We start from the raw sequence: 20,686 nt of genomic DNA on the forward strand, positions 1-20,686 counted from the left end.
CGCACTAGGGCGAACCCGGCAAAGGTCATCAACAGCGAGCCAAGTACATGGGCCAGCACCGTGGCCACTGAATTGCAGGCATAAAAAAAGGTTCTTCACGGATTGCCGGGAAAGTCATTCTTGATCTTCATGAAAAAGAACTCGCTGTCCCGGTAGCCGTAAGCCATCCGCTTGATCACCTTGATCCGGTTGTTGATACCTTCCAACTGACCCGTGTGCATCGGCCACCGCACCCTACTCAGGATGCCGCGCCAGTATCCCTTCAGGCGTTTAGCGAACTGCTTCAATGCCGGTATCGCGCTTTCATCAGCTAGGCGTAGCCACTGCTTCCAGGCTGATCGCCAGCCCCAGGCGGTGGTGGGTGACCACAGGGCTTTGAGCTCTGCCTTCATCAGATAAACCGTCATCAGCGATTGGTTAGCTGCTAGCAGATCCTGCAGATGTACCTGCTGATCTTCTCGCTTGAGATTTTCTGGATTACGCAGCAGGAGCCACCGCGCTTGCTTGATCACCTTGCGGGCGGGTTTGTCATGGCGCAAGCGGTTGGCCTCATCGACCCGCACCCGGTCAATTACCTCTCGCCCATACTTAGCGACCACATGAAACAGGTCATAGACCACGCGTGCCTGCGGGCAATGTTGGCGTACCTCCAGGTCAAATGCGGTGTTCATGTCCATTGCCACTGCTTCGATCCGTGCACAGCCCTCCGGCCCCAGCTCTTCAAAAAAGGGTCTGACAGCAGCTCGGCTACGCCCCTCGCCAATCCACAGCACCCGGCGGGTATCAGCATCCAGAACCACGCTGGCATAGCGATGCCCTTTGAACAGAGCGAACTCATCCATCACCAAGCGCCTGGGCTGGGCCTTCGGTAGATTTTCCAGTGCGTGTTGTAGCGCCCGTCGCTCCAGTAAGCGCACGCTGTCCCAATGCAAACCAAACAGCTCGGCGACGTGCAGGGTGGGCAGTCTTTGGCAAGACTGGATCACCGCCTCGGCCAAGCGCTTGGTCATCCGCGAATAGCGGTCAAGCCAACGGACTGACTCCATTCGCTTGCCGCATGCCCTGCACCCGACGCGCCGCAGTTCAACATTCAACCGCACTGCACGGCCAAGAATGGGTAGGTCACGGATTGAGCGCTGGCAGTATTCGTGGATGGTGGTGCTGGGCTGATGACAGCCGCTGCAAGTGGGGAATCGGGTGGGCTGCGGAATCAGGTCGATCAGCAGGTCATCGCCATCAGGCCTGATCGCAGTGACAGAAAAGCCCTCCCAGAAGGGCAGAAACGTATTAATATCGTGCACAAGAACGCCGGTTTGTAGATGTGTTTGCTCGCACGAACATCATCCATCAAACCGGCGTTCTTGTTTCTGTCTTTCCCGGGATTCCGTGAAGAACCTAAAAAAAGAGGCCTTTCGGCCTCTTTCTTTGATCCTGGCGACGCACCGAGGATCGAATTTGGAGCGGGAAACGAGACTCGCATCGCCTTCCGAGCCATTGAAAATTAAGGCTTATCAGTAATCCCTGAGCTAGGGATAGCCTTGATTCTGGACTCATTTTTTAATGTTCTCAAGCAGCACAATGCCACCATCGAGTCAATGCACCAAGTATCCAGATCGATGAGCCCTTGTACATTGAAATTGACGTGTATCCGCTAGGCTCTGTACGAAAACCTTTGAAATTCCGGCAACATCCCGGCGCTTCTGATTTTCCGTAGAGCTCAGGCCTTTTCAGCGCGTAGCTCTCGTGCCCAAGCAGCGACACGAAATCTCCGACTCCGACTGGGAACTGGTCGCGGACCTCCTCTAACGCACTACGCCGCACGGGACGCCCACATGCCGATGACCGGTTGATGCTTAACTGCATGGTCTGGGTGCTATGCTCGGGCGCGACCTCGCGAGACATGCTTGAGCGATATGGCCCTCGGCCCACCATTTACCAACGATTTCGGGATTGTCGAAATCAGCACGCGCTCAACCAGATTCTCTAGGCTTTGTACGAAAAGTAATGTCGCAGACACCGCCGCCAGCAAGCCAGCGTGACCATTGCGGAGTAGCTTTGGGCGAGCTTGCAGTATCGGGTTCCCAAGCGGCGGTGTTCCTTCAGCCACCCAAACAGCCGCTCGATAACGTTTCGCTCTTTGTACTTTGGTCTGTCGAGCAGGCGCGGCAAACCTGGCTTCGGCTTGCGTTTCATGGCTCGGAAAGGAATCACTGGCTGCATGTGATAGCGGTCGCAGTACCGGCGCAAAGCATCTGAGTCGTAGCCTTTGTCGGCCAGCAATTTGCGACATCGCTTGCGCGGCCGGCCTCCTTTGGTTGGGAGGTAAACGCCATCGAGCAAAGGCTGGGCATAGGAAATGTCACTGGCTTGCCCGCCAGAAAGGGTGAAGTGCAATGGCACACCTCGGGCATCACAAACCATATGAATTTTCGTAGTTAGTCCGCCCCGACTTCTACCGAGTGCGTGGTCCGCTGGTTCTTCTGCCCCCCTTTTTTGCCTGCTCCAGATGAGGCCCGGGTTGCTTTCACTGCCGTTGAGTTAATACACCACGTGTCTAGATCAATCAGGCCTTCAGCGTTGAGTTTGACATGTAGGCGTTTGAGCATTTGACCGAAGGTGCCCTGATTTCGCCAGTCTCGAAATCGCTGATAAACCGTCGACCAAGGGCCGAATCGCTCAGGCATATCCCGCCAGGCTGCGCCGGAGCACAGCACCCACAACACGCCGTTGAGCATCAAGCGGTCATCAACTCTTGGACGTCCGGTACGCTGACTTGTAGCAAAGAGGTCAGCGACTATGTCCCAGTGTTCGTCAGAAAGTTCGTATCGCTTGGGCATAGCAGAGTCCTTCGCTTAAAAGGCGAGAACTCTACGGAAAATCAGGGCTCCAGCGGTTTTCACGGAGTTTCAAAGGTTTTCGTACAAAACCTAAGACGCGTTTTCGAGGCTTGGCCAAGAACACGGCGCAACTGACCACGCTGTTTGCTCTGTCGAATCTGTGGATGGTGCGCCGGCAATTATTGACTGCTGCGGGAGAGGTACACCCGTGAGGGCGGATAACCAAGGCTTTGCCTTGGTTATCCGATAATCAGCCGCTGAAAATCGGGCTTTTCGGCATCCCTAAGCCGCCCATTTCCGGCTGAAAAGCAACTTGATCGGAGAATCCTTAGGTCAGCACCACTTTTTGAATACCCCGTCACATTTTCTGGCGATATATCCAGAACAACATGGCTGCCTTGGGAAAGTGTCAGTATTCCGTTTTCGGGAATAGAAATAGGGGCGACAGAAGTAACACCTTCAGCAATGGGGGAAATTTGGGCCTGGATCGACATAACTGACAATCCTTTTGTCCACCGCACCACCGACCGATAGCACGCGTGTCTTCAGGAGCAGCACTCAATCAATAAAACGCACTAACACTTTATTCTTATATACCGAAGTATATTAATCGAACTTCTGAAAAATTCCAGTCGTGCCCTATATTACTTTTCCGCAAAGGCTTATATGCGAGCTATATCAATCATTCGGTCGGCATTCGCGAGACCGCTATGCCATCGGGGGTGATAACCGGCGGGGTTGAAAAGTTTTCTGCTGAGGCGGCTATAGTGGGCAGTCTTGTCACAATTTCGCCTGGCGAAATCAATCACGGCCTGCCCGGCCACAACAATAGCTGGATGTACCGGAGGCTTTACCTTGATCCGGCCAGGGTGAACCGAGCAGTGTTCCGGGACCGTGTGGCCAGCGACCACATCCATCTTTTCAAGTAGCGCTCAGCGCGAATCAGTCCTGCTGGAGCTGGTGTGCCAAGTGTTTGAAGTCAGCGGAGCTTCCCGCATTGTCAATCCTGCCATCAGAGCAGCAGGCGGTAACTCGCATAAAATACAAGCTGGAAGATGATTTCGACCAGCACATTCCCTTGGAGACCTTGGCCACGTTAGTCAACCTCGAGCCGCTATACCTCATTCGCGTCTTCAAGAAGCACTGTGGTGTTACACCCCACAGCTATCAGATTCAAAGACGCATCGCGCATGTGCAAAAGCTACTACGTACCGGAGCTAGCCTGACCGAGGCGGCCTGCGCAAGTGGCTTCTTCGATCAGAGCCACATGGCACGGGCCCTCAAGAGGTTGTCGGCATGACTCCTGGAATCCTTCGCAATAGCGGAGGCTTTCAAGCATTCACCTGACTAGATCCTTAAACAGCTCACTGCTTCCACTCAGGATCGAGGCATGGTCAAATTTGTGAGATCACGTTGAGCGCTTCTCAACTGTTTCAAAGCCTCCCTCCATTCCATGGTTGACACGACGATGCTAGCGATGTCAAAAAGCATCATTACTAACTGCTGAAAATCGGCTACCCGATTCTAAGTGGTCTTCCAGTGAGGCGAAACTATGCAAGTAAATGCAATTAAACCAAACCTGTACCGTGGACAACCTCTTCCACTTCACGCTCTCTCTCCAAGCGCATTTGAAAACTTCACATACCAAGCCTTGTCTTTTCTAGGAGCAAAGCACGGCTTCAAAATGAAAAGCGGTCCACTTCAATCAACTGACCAAGGCTATGATTGCACGGCCGCATCAACCACAGACAAACATATAATTTGCATCCAGTGCAAAAGATACAACACAGCACTTAGCCTAAAAACAGTCGCTGAAGAAGTACTAAAAGTAGCCCTAGACAATAAATTAAACAACTCAAATTGCAAGCAGCACTACATAATCACATCCGGCGAGGTCACTGGGAACTTACGGCAAGCTGAACGGCAAGATAGCTTAACAGACCTGAAAAATGAGTGCACAAAAATAATAAACAGCGGAAAGATTCAATCTAAATTAATTTCAAGGATGAAGAGCCAAAACCTTGATCCAACTCAGGTAATATCTGAGTACCTAGACGCCTTAGAAAACCTCACAATCTGGTCAGGCACGGATCTCCAGAACGAGCTCACAACTATCTGGAGTAAGTTATCAGACGTCCTAGAGCAAAATTTCTCTATTGAAAAAGTCCTGTTGGATCGCCCTACGCCAGACTTTGACGTCAGAGCTTATCTTGATAAAATATCGCACAGCGCAATAAAGCTCACACCATTAAACTACTTCCCTACCACACTGCCATCAAACCTAGTTAGCGACAATAATGTTTCAGACCCAGGCACTATAGTAATTCCAATAGATGATCTTATCGAAATCTTAAAAACTGGAAAGAACGTCGTACTTTCCTCACGAGGAGGAAGCGGCAAGTCCTCAACTTTAGTCATGACCGAACATAAACTTGCTCAACCGGTATCAGACATACGATGGGTGCCAGTTAAGCTAAGCCTAAGAAGCTATTCTAGAAACATGCTAAATCAGATGATCGAGAATGCCCTTGGTATAAATTATGGCTCCTGGAGAAGTCTCCCATTTAAATTTATATTCCTTCTCGATGGATTAGATGAAATGCTTGAGCACGACACACAAGCATTGTTCGACGACATAGACATGACTATGAATGAGTATAGCTACGTAATAACAGTAAGAGATCGAGGGATAAGCATAGAGACCAAGTCCAATTCAATTAATCTCTGTCTAGCCATACAACCTCTCTCTTACAGAAGTGCGTTCAGCATAGCCAGCTCATTATTCCAACCACCTGAGCTAGACGAATTTTACGACCAATATAGAAAGAGACTAAACTCTGTAGACTTTGATTTCTTCTCTCTTCCCTTTGTTCTTTCGAGATCAATAGACTACTACAAAAAAAACAAAATACTCCCAACCAGTACCGAGGATATTCTTGAAGACTGGATATCTAGCAAGCTTAAAAACGACCAATCTCGCGTAACAAATACCTCCCTCAAACTAAACAAGCTTCCAATTCACAAAGTAACTGACACCTTATCAACCGTTCTTTACAAAGCCAAATTTGGGAGCGGGGTATCGTCTATCCCGGAAGACATTTACATAGATTTAATGGTGGCCTGTCACGACGAGTTAATAGCTTCAGATCCTTATCTTGCAAAAGCCTTGGAATTCGATGAGTTCTTGAAGCTTATAACTGAATATGAAGTCCTATATAAGTACTCGGACGGACATTACTCGACACCCCACCTTATTATCTCTGACTACTTAGCATCCAAAACGCTAGCCAAAAAATGGCGCGAACACCAGGCTTACAGCTTTAACAACTCCCATCACGACATCTGGTTATTCAGTAGCAACTTCATTGAAGCCACGGATAGAAGTGAATATCTAGCCACAGTTGAAAAATTCGACATTTCACTGATGGCAAAGATTGCGCGAAAGTTCAAAGGCGATTTCCTCAGCTATGCCGAGGAAAAAATATTGGAATTAGAAACAAGCGAAAAGGTAATGACCAGAAGTCAGGCAATCTATGCACTAGGAATATTGGGCACTGACGACAGCCTGCGAAGACTCAAGTCAAAGCAAGGACTTAAAGACATCCAACAATATTATCAGCGTAGAAGAGCATTAGCACTAAACGGAGATGATGAGACACTTCTCAATATACTACATGATAACGAACCCCGCGCTCAAATGCCAGCAAGAATCTCTGGAGGTGAGTATGACCTATGGTTCAGATGCCCTCCAGCTAAAATAACCCACATAGCAAGAAATCGCATAAACACATGGATAGGTGATAGGCAGCCTGGGTTATGCATAAACTTACGGACATTGGAGCTATTTGGTGATAGCACTGACTGCGACAACCTTTTATATATATTAAATAATACAGAGTTCAGCAAAGAGTTTTTTGACGCTAGCCGGGCTCTGCTAGAAATCGACAGAGATTTAGCTTGCAAAACGCTGATCACCTTGAGCAACGAGGATACTGTAGTCGCCTACTGGTCTAAGCAAGTACTTGACGCAATAGGGATTCGATTTAACATTGACAACGACTTTGAATTCTTTATTCAGTTAGGCCAACAAGGAAATGAGCAGTTAGCTAGCGAGCACACAGCTGACGTGGCTAGAAAAATAGTAGACCTATTAAAGAATGCTGACCTTGATAGCAAAAAGGTTGATGCCTTGATAGCAACGTACAGAAACCTAACACTGACAAAAGATTACTACTACTACAACCTCATATGGCAACTCGGATTACGCGGAGAGCCGGGCTGCTTAATACCGCTAGTAAAATTAGCTTATTCCAGAAAAACACCAGACGAAATACACAATGCAATATGGTACCTTTCTAAATCCTCAGAGGCAGAGATAGACCCGGAGCTTGAACTAGAAATTGACGAGTATTTCAAGTCAATGAATGAGCACCACCTCGGCACCTACTACAACTATCTGATATATTATAAAAACACCAAACCTAGGGCTTACACACTAGATCTTACACGCAAAAAGATTTCCACTCTACTCAGCAATTTAAATCCCGAGACCTTAACTTCTGACAGCTATACCGTTAATGGCGTATTCAGCTATGACCTAGTGTTTGATTTATTATCGACCTTCTCAGGTGACGCATGCATAAGTGCCGAAGATTCGTTAAAGCTTCTACTTATTAACACGGATTTCTCAAACCAAAAAACTAAAAATATAAAACACGGAACACTGGCTGGCATAGACAAATCAACAATACAGGATTACATAGATTTAATCGTGGACAACGGTGCAAGATTACGAATCACAAGCTATATACTTGAGAACAATCTCGCCAAAGACCCGATAGCTTTAGCCGAGCAACACCTTTCTACATTTTTCTCACACCATGCATTCTACCCAGCTGTAGCAGCTCTTTGCGCCACGCATTGGAATGACAAATTAGCGAAGATATTTCTTAACGAATTTTGCACATTCGATTGGAATCCCTACACCGTGCAAATATTTGATCGTTACACTGACTTATACCTTGAACTACTCACAAGAGAGCAACTGGAGGATTTTGAAGGCTCTCGGACTACGCCAGTAAACGAACACATTGAGAGAACATACAAAATATTCATTGAAACTCACAAGCTAACCATGCGGTAGCTATAGGAATTTCAGCAGGTTGCAGAAATCCAACTCTGGCACCGTATTTTGCGCGATAACTCCCTGCGGCTGCGACCCAACCAATACCGTCGCAGCCTAGGGTCACCGTCTTGCATCAGGAGAACCGTACAAAAATGGCGGCGAATCGACTCACAGTACTTGCTCAGCTTTAAAAACCAGTATCAATGAGATTTTGACTGCACTTTGCCGTCTACAAGAGTTACCGTCATGTAAACATAAATTTCTGTACCCCATGTATAAACCTGCACGCGGCCATTACTTGCAGCCTCCTTCCCAGGTATTTTTACGATGTCTAGAACCTCTTGATATGTCATTCCTGGCTGTATAGCTTGGTATTGCTGGTCACTGATGTTAGGTCGCTGCGCTCGAATCATTTCGGCACTAGGAAATCCAGTGTGTGACTGATAGTTGACGGTATTTCCGTTTCCAGAAATCGCTGGACTGTTTGCTCCAGTAGTAGTTTGCGAGACTGCAGCGTCCGGCATCATCAATGCAGCCACTGATGCCGATGCACCTAAAATCCCCGCATATACACTTATCTTTTTGACATTCACCATATAAACCTCTAAAAACTAAAAAAGTAAGCGACAATGCCACACTTAGTGTTTTTGGCAACCAATCTATTAGGGTATTACAATTTCAAGCGCGCAACCATTCACCCGGATCATCTGGTAATCCGAGAGCTGAGGTGTCCAGCAGCTCTAGTGTTCTCGGATGTAGCACTGAGCTAGTTGCATTGTTAGTCAAATCATCGATTGCATGAGTGATGCTTCGATAACTCCCTAAACTCTCATTGTCGAAAACAGGATGAAAACGTCCGTCAGTTGATTGTGCAATGTAGAAAACTCCAACCCGCGTCGGATATTTCAAGATAGCTCGCATCAGTTACTCCCAGCATCAAGTCCATGAAGGCATCAAGAAATGAATGGTAGCCAAACGCCACTATAAGAACTCCCGCTTATCAATCACATTTTTCCAAAAAATTCTGCTAGCCGAATGTCGCGAACATTGACTCCAGCATAGCTCATATTTACCTGTAAGCCGTCGCACCTACATTCATCACAGCCGCCGCGTATGATCATGAGTACCGAACTATGCCATCCACTGCTCAGCTCATTTGAATGCTACCTACGCCAGAGGCGTCCTAAACTTATAGTTTGCTCAGTGTTAATAAACAAATGAGACAATTGAATTTCTTAAACTTTCAGAACCAAAATAACCATGACTCTCTGCGGCGTCGTCGGGGCCCAGAGCGGTCTCTCGCCCAGGGCAGAAATCGACCCAAAAGCTGCCGTTGTCGGAGGAAGATCACGACCAAGAGCGGTCATTTTCAGCCAGATTCTTTCCCGTCAAGAAAACTGGTCGTACCGGAATGCACATCCAGCAAGTACTTCAGTGGGTTGATAATCTCCGCTCCAGCCTCGACTGCGACCGCACTCAGAGATCAGATGTAGGTTCTTTCTGGCCCGCGACGACACCACATACATGAGCTTTTTCGCCGTCTCGGCTTGGTTCGGATCACTGAAGTGGGGAACCATCCCTTCTAGCAGGCCATAGGCGATCACTGCGTCATACTCGGCACCCTTGACCCCGTGGATCGTCGATACAGTGACACCAGTGCGGTTCGCAAAGACCTTCCTAAACATCGCCAATTCAGCAATCGCCTCAGCGCCTTCCTTGATGAGTTTATCGATGCGCTTCTGCGAGCATTCGAAGAAAGCGTCGTGATGCTCTTGGAGTGCTGCACAGCTGCGGCGATCGATCTCGAAAGTGGAACATAGCTGGTCGAAGAACACCCGGAGGTAGACCAGGCCATCGGTCTCAGTGATGGTGATGGCGTTGCAGGCGCGCAGCAGTGTCTTGCGGTCCAAACCTGGAACCTCGACGCCCGCATCGTTGAGGCCGGCGATTACCTCTCCCGCCCATCGCATTCGGCGTACATACAGCTGTGGGGACGCCTCCGTCAGAATGATCCGGGCGAGCTTGTACCAGAAATTGTCAACGTCGCGCGCGAAGGGCACCATGCCCGGGCCATCGAACGAATAGGTCGGAAGCGCTGCGACCAGCCGGCGCGTCATGCTTGCGAGATGGACCCACCAAGGCGCAACGATGCAGACCTCATGCTGAGCGATTCCGAGCGTTTCGACGTTGAATTTGATGAGCCTTACAAGCTCTTCCTCCAGCGCGTCGCGGTGTGTCTGGTGATCGAACGACACAACGCTCGCGTAGTCCTTGTCTTTTCCCACCGCCTCGACCTTCGAAGGCAAGACGTTGTAGTTGCCGAAATAGCTCACAATACGCGATGACGACCGGTAATTGTCTGATAGCTCCATTTCCTCAAAGGCGATGCCGCACTGCGTCCCAAATTCCGCTGCCGTGATCGCATAGCCGCCAAGCGAGCCATAGATTGCCTGATTAGGGTCGCCTACAACAAAGGCGGAGACACCGCCTTTAGACGCTTTCAGGATCGATGCGAGGATCGCATATTGAATTTCCCGCGTATCCTGAAACTCATCGAGGAGCACGCATTCGAAGATCGAGCCGAGCAGCACGCTGATCGAGGGATTCTTCTCGATGAGTTGATAGGCGTAGAAAAGGATCAGCTCAAAATCGACCTGCCGCTCGGCATCAAGCGCCTTCCAATATGCCTGCAAAACTCCCTCAATTGCTTGATGCTTGTCGGTCTTGTTGCATGTCAGGACATAGCCGTTCGGCGTGAAATAATATGCGCAGTCGAAACTGCTGAGCTTAGTGCCCTGCACCGCGCTGCAGAACTCCTCCAGCATTAGTTCGGTGTCATGGGCATTGATCACACGGAAACCGTGCTTGAGCGCCGAGTGATAGATTCCGTAGGGTTTTAAGATCCATTCGAGACAGAAGGAGTGGATCGTGCCAATCCAAAGCTGGCTCGTATCGACGCCAAGCTGCTCGATCCGTTCGTGAATCTCATCCGCAGCCCGGTGCGTGTAGGTGATCGCGACGACGCGTTTTTTGTCCGACTTAAGCTCCGACAACAGGCGGGCGATCTTGTAGGTGAGGGTTCTCGTTTTACCGCTCCCTGGGCAGGCAACGAGGAAGACGCTGCCTGGATGCTCGATGGCTGCGACTTGAGCGTCGTTCAGGTCTTTCCTGTCCCAGACAAACATCTAGAAGCCCGCCAGGATCGTGTTGATGCCGTCGGACGGAAAGGCCTGTAGCATTTCGGCGCGGACCCCAGCGAAGTCGATCTCACCGCTAGAGTAGCGTCTGATTTGCGCGCGCATCGCGTCGATTTCCGCTGCCGCGTATAGTTGTGACTCCGCAAGGACCGAGACCCGATAATCCAGCACTCGCGCCCATGTCTGAATGGATACCGGGAGATGTGCTTGGAAGATAGCGTCGAGGATGTAATCCGGAATAACAGTTTCTGGCGTTATCATTCGCCCAAGGATGATGGCGAACCACCCCTTTCCTGCGTAACGTGCCATCGTCAACACGCGCGTCCCGAAACGTGTGATGTCGCCCGATTCCAGCTCCATTTTCGATGTCGCTATGGTGCCGCCATCCTTATAGACGTCGCCCAGCACCGAAACGACAGTGCCGACATTGCCGGCGGAGACGAAATCAACCTCGAAAGTGTGGTCGGCGAAGTGCGCCGTCAGCCAAGGATTCCCGTCACACAACTCCTTGAGTGCTGCCTGGCGCTGGAGTCCAGCGATCTGTGCCCCCAGTGCCTTCTTCTTTGCTGCCGCCTTGTCGTCACTGTCGAGTATGTCCTTGGTCGTATCGATAAACGCCCGGTCAAGGTCGGTGATGATCGCGCAGCGCTTGCGGATGCGCTCGTTATGGAAAAGTACCGCAACATTCTCGAAGCCTGTGCTGCGGATGTTGATCAAGCTGATCCCCAGCTCGTCCAAGCTGAGCCCGAACACTTTTTTAACGAGGATCGGGATGAGGATCTCTTCGGCGTCGCCCTCGACCAAGACCACGCTCTTGGCGAAGAGCAGATTGCTGCGGACCGCATCGAGGTAGCGCTGGATATTGCCAATCTGGCCCGCGTCAAGTCCCGCAGATGGCTGAAACACCTCGCACCGTCCGTGGTGTCGGCCGAGGATGTTGATGTTGAGGACGTTGTTCACTTCGGATATGTGGGTCGAATGGGTCGAATAAATGATCTGGGTGTCGTCAAAGCTCAGCCGGTCGAACAGCGTTTTCTGGATATGGGTGTGGATGTGCGCTTCCGGCTCCTCGATCACGAGGAAATTGGCGAAGGACTCTTTCTGTTTCTGATATTTGAACTCGAGCAGCTTCAACGTCAGGTAGATGAGGTTTGCACCGCCCAGGCTCAGCTCGTGAATCGCGCCCTCATATTCTTCCTCGCTCTCGCCCACAAACAGCTTGAGAGACTGGAACAGGCGGTCGGCCTCGTCGGACAGATCCGAGCGGATCGAAAGTGATCGCGGGGAGTAGGTCTCGCCTGCCGCATCGGTGATGGTGTCGCGGATATCGCTGCGGATGGCTCCTACATCTGGTAGGCCCTCAATTGCATCATTGAGCCCTTTGACGAGCGCGGTGATTGGTTCGAAGCTCTGCGGATCGATCTCACCGCTTCGACTCTTGAGCAGAGTTAGGAGGGGGTTAGTGCGGTTGTTCTGGAAGTCGGAGACCACATCGCGCAGTGCTTGCACGAAGGTGAAGCAGACTTCGCGCGAGATCGAGAGCATGCCCGGGATGACGCCCCCGATAGCCGGGTTCGTCAGTTCTTGGGGAAATATTACCGCGTCGAAGTCGCCAGCCAGTTGTTTATAGGTTTCGGGATCGAGGAAGTTTGCGGTGCTCTTGCCGGTACAGATCGTTTCATAATCCAAAATTGTGATCTTCGAACGTGCCTCAGCAAGTCCTACCATATCACCGGCGGCAAGGTCGGCCAGGGTCCGTCGGACTGCCGCCTTGGGGCGGAAAATAAGGTTGTAGGTCGCCTTGCCGATCGCAGCGTTGGCGATGTTACCGGTCCCATGGAGAAATAGGGACTGAATCGCCTCGTCTTGGGATACCTCATCGAACTCGAGGCTAATGACTATCCAGTGACCGCGCCAGTCGCCAAGGCCCCGGTGGAAGTCCTTCTCATCGAGCCTATATGCCGCGCGCAGCAGCGTGTCGTCGAGCAAAAGACGCAACGCCCGGAACAGGTTTGTCTTGCCTGATCCGTTCTCGCCGATGATCGTGTTAACGCCTTTGTTGAAAACTACATTCGCGCATTCAAAATTCCGGTAGTTGACGAGTTGTAACCTTGAAATATGCACGAATAACGTCCCCTGTTTATCCATAGCTCGTTATTTTAGCCTGCCCAATCGAGCTGGAGCATTCTACGCTCCCGTGAATTGGTGGTGGAGATGCGGCTCAATCGCTCAGCATAGCATCGGCCAAATCCTGCATTGTGGGCGAACACAAGCGTCACCAGCCCCGCAAATGCTGCACTCCCTGCGATGTCGAACGGGAGTAATTGGGGCAGGACACGATACTGATGCTGACGGGGAAGCCCAAAACTGACTCTCCTGCCAGCGAGCGGCTGCTATTGGCCGGTAGCGGCCCTTAGCGAAGAGCTGCAATGGGTCCAGGCCGTGTGAAAACGCAAATAAGTACGTCGAGTAGCGAAAGAAGCTGGGTCAGCCTGTAAATTCAGCAGATGTAAGTGCAGGTCTAACTCAGTCGGGCGCCAGGCGCTGCCTGTGCTATCTGGGCCGCGGCAGCGACCCAGATAGCCGTATACGGACGCATAAACGCTTGGACTCATGTCCTGATCGCTTCAATCAGCCCAGCGATGCCAAAGATGCTCATCATTCGTTTGAGATTGTAAGCAAGTACGTGAAGGCTCATCTCGGTGCTTACCCTCGGCAGGGTTTTGGTCAGGAAGTGGGTGCTTCCCATCAAGTATTTGAGCGTTCCGAAGGGATGCTCCACCGTCTGCCGGCGAACCTTCATCTTTCCGAGGTCATGCTCCAATCGGATCTGCACCGCTTCGACTACCGTTTCATGCTCCCAGCGCTTCAACCGGCTTTCCTTACCCGTCGTACACTGCTTCTGCAAGGAGCAACTTTGGCAGCCAGAGAACCAGCAGGAGTGCAGCAACATGCCGTCTTCCACCGAAGAATGCCTGCGAGTCAGTAGTTGATCCGCAGGGCATCGGTATTCATCCGATGCAGCGATGTAGATGAAGTCCTGCTTGCCGAATCGGCCTTCCGCTTTGCTGCTTGATGTCAGTGGTTTCGGGACAAAAGTGGTGATCCCGGCCTGCTCGCAAGCAAGGATCTCCGGACCTTTGTAATAGCCTCGGTCGGCGACCACTGTCAGCGACTCAGCGCCGATCTCTTCGCGTGCCTGGTTCGCCATATTGCTCAACTGTGTTCGGTCATTACCAACATTGGTGACTTCATGAGCAATGATCAGATGGTGTTTGTCATCGACTGCTGTTTGTACGTTGTAGCCAACCGTGCCAGTACCTCGGCCACTCGTGGCCATTGAGCGTGCATCAGGATCGGTAAGAGAGATTTGCTGATCTGGGCTGGCATGAAGCTGCGCTTCAATGTCCTTGAGCCTCGTCATCTGCTGTTTCAGCTTTTCTATTTTTTCGCTCAGCCGTTCTGCCTTGGCCTCGGCGACCTCGGGCGCTGCCCGATCCGCCGAATCCATCGCCGCAAGATAGCGGTCAATGCTCTGCTCGATCTGCTGCATGCGCGCCTTGATCTTGCCCTGGGTAAAGTTGCGGTCGCGGTTATTTACGGCTTTGAATTTGCTGCCGTCGATGGCAATGATCGACTGGGAGAAAAGATTGAGGTTGCGGCACAGCACTACGAATTGCCGGCACACGCTGCGAATGGCTTTGCCGTTGTCCCGGCGAAAGTCGGCAATCGTTTTGAAGTCGGGAGCCAACCGGCCCGTTAGCCACATCAACTCGACATTGCGCTCTGCCTCGCGCTCAAGCCGGCGGCTGGACTGAATCCGGTTGAGGTAGCCATAGATGTAGATTTTCAGCAGGACTGCTGGATGGTAGGCCGGACGACCCGTTGCAGCCGGATCGACACCCTCGAAGCCGAGTGCTCCGAGGTCGAGTTCATCGACGAAAACGTCGACCACCCGAACTGGATTTTCTTCGGTGATGTAATCGTCCAGGCACTCCGGCAGCAACGTGACTTGCGTCCGAGATTCACCTTTAATGAATCGCTTCATGATCGTCCCCGCCACGATCTCGACGATCAGAAGGTTAGACAATCACGTGCGTTTTCACACAGCCTGGGTCGATTGCAGCCGTTCACGACAGACCGCTATCGACCCATAGTGGATCAGCGTTGACCACCGCAACCTCAACTGCCGCCGTATCTGATCAGCCCAAGCACTACAGCGGTGGAAGACAGAACACCGAAAACATTCACGCACTAGTCCGCGCAGGTCAGGAGCTGTAACGTATCGTCAAAGTTAGCGACGGTGACAACATCGCACGGAGCATTTCCGCGCAATTTGCCGTGCGGCTCACTCAGCATGCGGTAGGCATCCCAATCACCCAACCCCGGCAATGATTCAAATAGTGCTAGCACCAATTTGTGCTTCAAAGGATCCAGCTGCCAGTCAGGAATCCTCTGCCCCCGGTTGCCCAAGCTGAGCGAAAGCATCCTTCGCGCCTTGATGTCTCGGTTGATTTGATCGCGGGACTTGCCCGCCAGCCTGGCGAATACAGGAAGCGGAAGGTTGGTTGGCGCTTCATAGATGGCAAGCATCTGCGCACGTTCTTTTTGGATATCGGATACTTCATCGCTTCGCGCCTGAGCGCGGCACTCAGCCATCGGCTGCCAGCTTGCTCGCCTACCCTTCCGCCCCGCTCGAGATTCGGGCTGAGCAAGGATAGAGTGCATCGGGGCAACGACTCGCAAAGCATCCAGTGGCATTGGCTGGGAGGCTGTCCCCTCCAACCTTATCGTCAACGGTGCACCAGCTGCTTGAGTATGTCCTTGCGCCCAGAGGTCCAACCGATTCGCCCAATCCTGCATCATGGCCCGGCGCTGCTCAACATACTCAGCATGGTTATACGAGGCGCTGACCTTATCGGGGTCGGCATGCGAAAGCTGCGCATCAATCCAGACTTTCGGATAGCCGATCTCATTGAGAGCAGTCGAGATGGTGGCACGCATGCCGTGCCCGGTGAGCCGATCAGCGAACCCCATGCGCCGCAGCGCACTGTTCAACGTGTTCTCGCTGATCCGTTTACTCAAGTCACTCCGATGGGCAAGCAAATGCCGCTGGGCAGGCACCACACGATCGAGCAGCAGCCTCACCACCTCCACCGCTTGGACTGATAGCGGCACGATGTAGGGTGGCACCTTGGAGGCCTGACTGCGGCTTTTACGCATCTTGAGCTGCAGCTGCTTTACCACCTCAGGCGGAATGACCCAGAGCCGGCGTTCCAGATCGAATTGGTCCGGCGTAGCCAAACGCAGTTCCCCGGTACGCACTCCGGTAAGCAACAAAAGCCAGATTCCAAATAGGGTCTGCTGCCCACCCTGATAGCCGCGCAGCCTGCTCAGAAGCTGTGGCAACTCGTCCATGCGCAGGAAAGGATTGTGCTCTACGGGTGGTTTGGGCATCGCCACTACGTCCAGGTCAGCCGCAGGATTGTTCTCGAGCCCAGCCACGCGCACCAGCGCGTAGCGAAATAGCTGATTGAGCCAGGTGCGGCACTTTTCCGCCGTGGTGAACGCGCCGCGAGTCTCAATGCGATCCAGCACCGCCATAAGCACATGACGATTGATGTCATAGATTGAGCGGTCGCCGATTTGCGGCAAAATGTCTTTGGCAAAAATTCGCAGGATTTGCGACAGCGTACTTTGCCGGCCTTCCTTGAGGCTCAGGCGGCGAAAGGCGATCCACTGGTTGAACACGACCTCGAAGGCATGATCACTGGAGATGCGAACCGCCAGGCGCTGCTGCTTACGCTGTTCGCTGGGATTGGTACCCTGAGCAATCAATGCCCGGGCTTCATCACGCTTCGTCCGCGCATCACGCAGGCCGAGCTGCGGATAACTACCAAACGACATGCGCTTCTGCTTGCCTGCCCAGTAGTAACGGAAATGCCAGATCTTGCCGCCTTGCGCGGTGATGTGAAGAATCAGGCCATCGCTGTCCGCGAGCGTGTAGTCCTTGCCGGTGACCCGGGCGTGCCGGATCGCCATTTCCGAGAGTGCCATGGTGACCTCCTGAACCTGTCAGAGGCCAAATGCTCGTCTCGTGCTCCACCTAGCTCTACCGGAAAAGCGAATTGGGGTATTTCCAATTCTGGCCTTAAATCTGGCCTTAAAATGGCCGGATACTGTCGGTTTTCGGTGGTTTTCGCTGGAACGAAAAAAGGGCCTTTCGGCCCTTTTCTCAACGACTTACAGACTTCCATGGAACTCTGTAGATCTACAACTGGAGCGGGAAACGAGACTCGAACTCGCGACCCCGACCTTGGCAAGGTCGTGCTCTACCAACTGAGCTATTCCCGCGTCGTGATGGAGGCCATTCTAGCGATTTGCCGAATGGCGTCAACCCCTTGATTCAAAAAAACTTTATTTCTGCTCCGAGCCTTCGCGCAGGTGCGGCCAGGCGGCCAGCAGGTAATGCATCATCGACCACAGCGTCAGCCCCGCCGCCACCAACAGCAGGCCGTAGCCCAGTATCACCCAGAAGGTCAGCACCGGCGGGTTGGCCAGCAGGATCACCAGCGCCAGCATCTGCGCAGCGGTTTTCCATTTGCCCAGGTTCGACACCGCCACATGCGCACGGGCGCCCAGTTCGGCCATCCACTCACGCAGCGCCGACACCACGATCTCGCGGCCGATGATCACTGCGGCCGGCAGCGTGAGCCAGAAGTTGGCGTGCACCTGTACCAGCAGCACCAGGGCCACGGCCACCATCAGTTTGTCCGCCACCGGGTCGAGGAAGGCGCCGAAGGGGGTGCTCTGCTGCAGCCGACGGGCCAGGTAGCCGTCCAGCCAGTCGGTGGCGGCGGCGATGGCGAACACCGTGCTGGCGGCCATGTAGCTCCAATGATAGGGCACATAGAACAGCAGGATGAAGATCGGGATGAGCAGGACGCGTAGAACGGTGAGCAGGTTTGGAATATTCATCGGTACGACTGGCTGCGAGTTGAACCCGGCATTCTACTCGCTATGCAGGCTGGCATAAATCGACTCGGCAAGCTTTTTACTGATACCGGGGGCCTTGGCGATCTCATCGATACTGGCGCGGTTGAGCTCCTGCAGGCCGCCGAAATGTTTCAGCAGGTCGCGTCGACGCTTGGGCCCTACCCCGGCCACGTCTTCCAGGCTGGAGGTACGCCGCGCCTTGCCGCGCCGGGCACGGTGGCCAGTGATGGCAAAACGGTGGGCCTCGTCGCGGATCTGCTGGATCAGGTGCAACGCCGGGTTGTCACCCTTGAGGGTGAACTCGTGGGCCACATCGTTCAGGTACAGGGTTTCGAAACCGGCCTTGCGGGTCACGCCCTTGGCCACGCCGAGCAAGGTAAGGTCGCTGAAGCCCAGCTCCTGCATCACCTCGCGGGCCATGTTCAACTGGCCTTTGCCGCCGTCCACCAGCAGCACATCAGGCAGCTTGCCTTCGCCATCCTTGATGCGCCCGTAGCGGCGCTGCAACGCCTGGTGCATGGCGGCGTAGTCATCGCCGGCGGTGACGCCTTCGATATTGAAGCGCCGGTAGTCCGACTTCAGCGCGCCCTCTGGGCCGAACACCACGCAAGAGGCCACGGTGGCCTCGCCGCTGGAGTGGCTGATGTCGTAGCACTCCAGGCGCTGCGGCACTTCGTCCAGTTGCAGCACCTGGGCCAGGGCCTCGAAGCGCGCCGCCATGTGCTGGCGGTTGGCCAGGCGGGCATTGAGCGCTTGTTCAGCATTGGTCACTGCCAACTGCTGCCAGCGCGCACGGGTGCCGCGCACCCGGTGGCTGATGGTGACCTCGCGACCGCGCAGGGTGTGCAGCGCCTCGGTGATGGCCTCGAAGTCCTCGTGCACCACATTGACGATCAGCTCGCCCGGCAGCTCGCGCTCGGCGTTGCCAAGGTAGTACTGCGACAGGAATGCGGCCATCACCTCGGCCACCTCCTCCTCGATACCCACCTGGGGGAAGAAATTCTTGCTGCCCAGAACCCGCCCACCACGCACGCTGATCAGGTGCACGCAGGCGCCGCCCGGGTTGACGAAGGCCGCGACCACATCGACGTCGCCCGAGCCGCCCTCCATGTACTGCTGGTCCTGTACCCGGCGCAGCAGCGCCACCTGGTCACGCAGTTCGGCGGCCTTTTCGAAGTTCAGGGCCATGGCAGCCGCTTCCATTTCGGCGTTGAGCTCGTTGCCCAGTTGCTGGCTACGGCCCTCGAGGAACATTACCGAATGGCGCACGTCCTCGGCGTATTCGGCAGGCTCCACCAGCCCAACGCAGGGGCCCTTGCAACGCTTGATCTGGTACTGCAGGCACGGGCGGGTACGGTTGGCGTAGTAGCTGTCCTCGCACTGGCGCACCGAAAAGGCCTTTTGCAAAAGGCTCAGGCTTTCGCGAATGGCACCGGCGCTGGGGTACGGGCCAAAATAACGGCCCTTGGCCTTCTTGGCGCCGCGATGAATCCCCAAACGTGGGAATTCACCGTCAGACAGGAATACGTAGGGGTAGGACTTATCGTCACGCAGCAGGATGTTGTAAGGCGGCCGCCACTCCTTGATCAGCGTCTGCTCCAGCAGCAGCGCCTCGGTCTCGTTGGCGGTGATGGTGGTTTCGACCTGCGCGATGCGACCCACCAGCGCGGCGGTCTTGGGCGCCAGGCCGGTCTTGCGAAAATAGCTGGCCAGGCGCTTTTTGAGGTTCTTGGCCTTGCCCACGTAAAGCAGGCGCGCCTCGGCATCGAACATCCGGTACACGCCCGGGCGGCCGCTGCAGGTGGCCAGGAAGGCGCTGGCATCAAAGGTGTGTGACATTAGGGTGTGCTTAAAGACTTGCGTCGACCATACCGTGGCGGACAGCCAGCAAGGTCAGTTCGACGTCGCTGGTGACCGAGAGTTTTTCGAAGATCCGATAACGGTAAGTATTGACGGTCTTGGGTGACAGACACAACTTGTCAGAGATGATCTGCACTTTCTGGCAGCCGACGATCATCAGGGCGATCTGGATTTCCCGCTCCGACAGCGAGTCGAACGGCGAGCCTTGGGGCTGGAACGACTTGAGCGCCAGCTGCTGGGCGATCTGCGGGCTGATGTAACGCTGGCCGGCAAAGGCCAGGCGGATAGCCTGGACCATTTCGTCGAGCCCTGCGCCCTTGGTCAGGTAGCCGGCAGCGCCCGCCTGCATCAGGCGGGTGGGGAACGGGTCTTCCTCACACACGGTCACTGCCACCACCTTGATGTCGGGGTGGCTGCGCAGCAGTTTGCGGGTTGCTTCCAGACCGCCGATCCCTGGCATCTTCACGTCCATCAACACCACGTCCGGCTTCAGCTCGCGGGCAAGCTTGAGTGCGGACTCACCCGAGTCTGCCTCGCCCACCACCTGCAGGCCATCGATGTCGGCCAGCATGCGCGTGATGCCGGTACGCACCAGATCGTGATCGTCGACCACCAGGACCCTTATCAAGCATGCACCTCGTCAGTGGGGCGATTGGATCCGCCACCTTAAC

13 protein-coding genes, 1 tRNA gene and 2 pseudogenes are annotated in these 20,686 nt (G+C 53.5%); 4 read left to right on the plus strand and 12 right to left on the minus strand.

Features of this window, described 5'->3' with window-relative positions:
• Nucleotides 1-95: 95 nt before the first annotated feature.
• The gene (locus tag KSS93_RS19660) at nucleotides 96-1,301 is read right to left on the minus strand and encodes an ISL3 family transposase (protein WP_217885597.1); all 1,206 of its coding nucleotides are present in this window, start codon (nucleotides 1,299-1,301) and stop codon (nucleotides 96-98) included.
• A gap of 442 nt (nucleotides 1,302-1,743) precedes the next feature.
• Between KSS93_RS19660 and KSS93_RS26565 the strand changes: the two are divergent.
• A pseudogene (locus KSS93_RS26565) lies at nucleotides 1,744-1,984 on the plus strand (transposase); the annotation flags it as partial.
• Here KSS93_RS26565 and KSS93_RS19670 read toward each other — a convergent pair.
• A protein-coding gene (locus tag KSS93_RS19670; RefSeq protein WP_217885599.1) for an IS5 family transposase occupies nucleotides 1,984-2,837 on the minus strand; the annotation gives its coding sequence in 2 pieces (ribosomal slippage) (nucleotides 1,984-2,493 and nucleotides 2,496-2,837; 852 coding nt in all). The pseudogene KSS93_RS26565 and the gene KSS93_RS19670 overlap by 1 nt on opposite strands.
• A 92-nt stretch (nucleotides 2,838-2,929) precedes the next feature.
• Between KSS93_RS19670 and KSS93_RS19675 the strand changes: the two are divergent.
• Nucleotides 2,930-3,049 (plus strand): annotated as a pseudogene (locus tag KSS93_RS19675) (IS5/IS1182 family transposase); the annotation flags it as partial.
• Between the two features lie 27 nt (nucleotides 3,050-3,076).
• Here the strand turns inward: KSS93_RS19675 and KSS93_RS19680 are convergent.
• Nucleotides 3,077-3,331 carry a hypothetical protein gene (locus KSS93_RS19680; RefSeq protein WP_217885600.1) on the minus strand — a complete coding sequence of 85 codons (255 nt, stop codon included), beginning with the start codon at nucleotides 3,329-3,331 and terminating at the stop codon, nucleotides 3,077-3,079.
• A gap of 503 nt (nucleotides 3,332-3,834) precedes the next feature.
• On the opposite strand from KSS93_RS19680, the gene KSS93_RS26570 reads away from it, so the two are divergent.
• Entirely contained in the window at nucleotides 3,835-4,137 is a 303-nt protein-coding gene (locus KSS93_RS26570) for a helix-turn-helix domain-containing protein (RefSeq protein WP_225917216.1), read from the plus strand.
• A gap of 252 nt (nucleotides 4,138-4,389) precedes the next feature.
• Complete coding sequence (locus KSS93_RS19690) at nucleotides 4,390-7,980, plus strand: restriction endonuclease (protein WP_217885601.1); 3,591 nt, start codon at nucleotides 4,390-4,392, stop codon at nucleotides 7,978-7,980.
• Nucleotides 7,981-8,162: 182 nt separating this feature from the next.
• Here the strand turns inward: KSS93_RS19690 and KSS93_RS19695 are convergent, their stop codons facing one another.
• From KSS93_RS19695 to gacA, 9 genes are all read right to left on the minus strand, one after another.
• Nucleotides 8,163-8,555: a hypothetical protein gene (locus KSS93_RS19695; protein ID WP_217885602.1), complete on the minus strand. Its 393-nt coding sequence runs from the start codon at nucleotides 8,553-8,555 to the stop codon at nucleotides 8,163-8,165.
• A gap of 795 nt (nucleotides 8,556-9,350) precedes the next feature.
• Nucleotides 9,351-11,147 (minus strand): UvrD-helicase domain-containing protein, encoded by a 1,797-nt coding sequence (locus tag KSS93_RS19700; RefSeq protein WP_217885603.1) that lies wholly within the window; start codon nucleotides 11,145-11,147, stop codon nucleotides 9,351-9,353.
• On the minus strand, nucleotides 11,148-13,307 hold the full coding sequence (locus KSS93_RS19705) for an ATP-dependent nuclease (RefSeq protein ID WP_437182053.1): 2,160 nt from the start codon (nucleotides 13,305-13,307) through the stop codon (nucleotides 11,148-11,150).
• Nucleotides 13,308-13,770: 463 nt separating this feature from the next.
• Entirely contained in the window at nucleotides 13,771-15,207 is a 1,437-nt protein-coding gene (locus KSS93_RS19710) for an IS1182 family transposase (RefSeq protein ID WP_217888772.1), read from the minus strand.
• Nucleotides 15,208-15,413: 206 nt separating this feature from the next.
• Nucleotides 15,414-17,216: a tyrosine-type recombinase/integrase gene (locus KSS93_RS19715; RefSeq protein WP_217885604.1), complete on the minus strand. Its 1,803-nt coding sequence runs from the start codon at nucleotides 17,214-17,216 to the stop codon at nucleotides 15,414-15,416.
• A 221-nt stretch (nucleotides 17,217-17,437) separates the two neighbouring features.
• Nucleotides 17,438-17,513: transfer RNA gene (locus KSS93_RS19720), tRNA-Gly, on the minus strand.
• A gap of 63 nt (nucleotides 17,514-17,576) precedes the next feature.
• Nucleotides 17,577-18,137, minus strand: a complete 561-nt coding sequence (gene pgsA, locus KSS93_RS19725) for a CDP-diacylglycerol--glycerol-3-phosphate 3-phosphatidyltransferase (protein ID WP_217839330.1) — start codon at nucleotides 18,135-18,137, stop codon at nucleotides 17,577-17,579.
• A gap of 33 nt (nucleotides 18,138-18,170) precedes the next feature.
• The gene (gene uvrC / locus KSS93_RS19730; RefSeq protein WP_217885605.1) at nucleotides 18,171-19,994 is read right to left on the minus strand and encodes an excinuclease ABC subunit UvrC; all 1,824 of its coding nucleotides are present in this window, start codon (nucleotides 19,992-19,994) and stop codon (nucleotides 18,171-18,173) included.
• Between the two features lie 10 nt (nucleotides 19,995-20,004).
• On the minus strand, nucleotides 20,005-20,643 hold the full coding sequence (gene gacA / locus KSS93_RS19735; protein ID WP_217885606.1) for a response regulator transcription factor GacA: 639 nt from the start codon (nucleotides 20,641-20,643) through the stop codon (nucleotides 20,005-20,007).
• Nucleotides 20,644-20,686 lie beyond the last annotated feature (43 nt).

Source organism: Pseudomonas xanthosomatis (assembly GCF_019139835.1).
In the GTDB taxonomy this organism is placed as follows: Bacteria; Pseudomonadota; Gammaproteobacteria; order Pseudomonadales; family Pseudomonadaceae; genus Aquipseudomonas; species Aquipseudomonas fakonensis.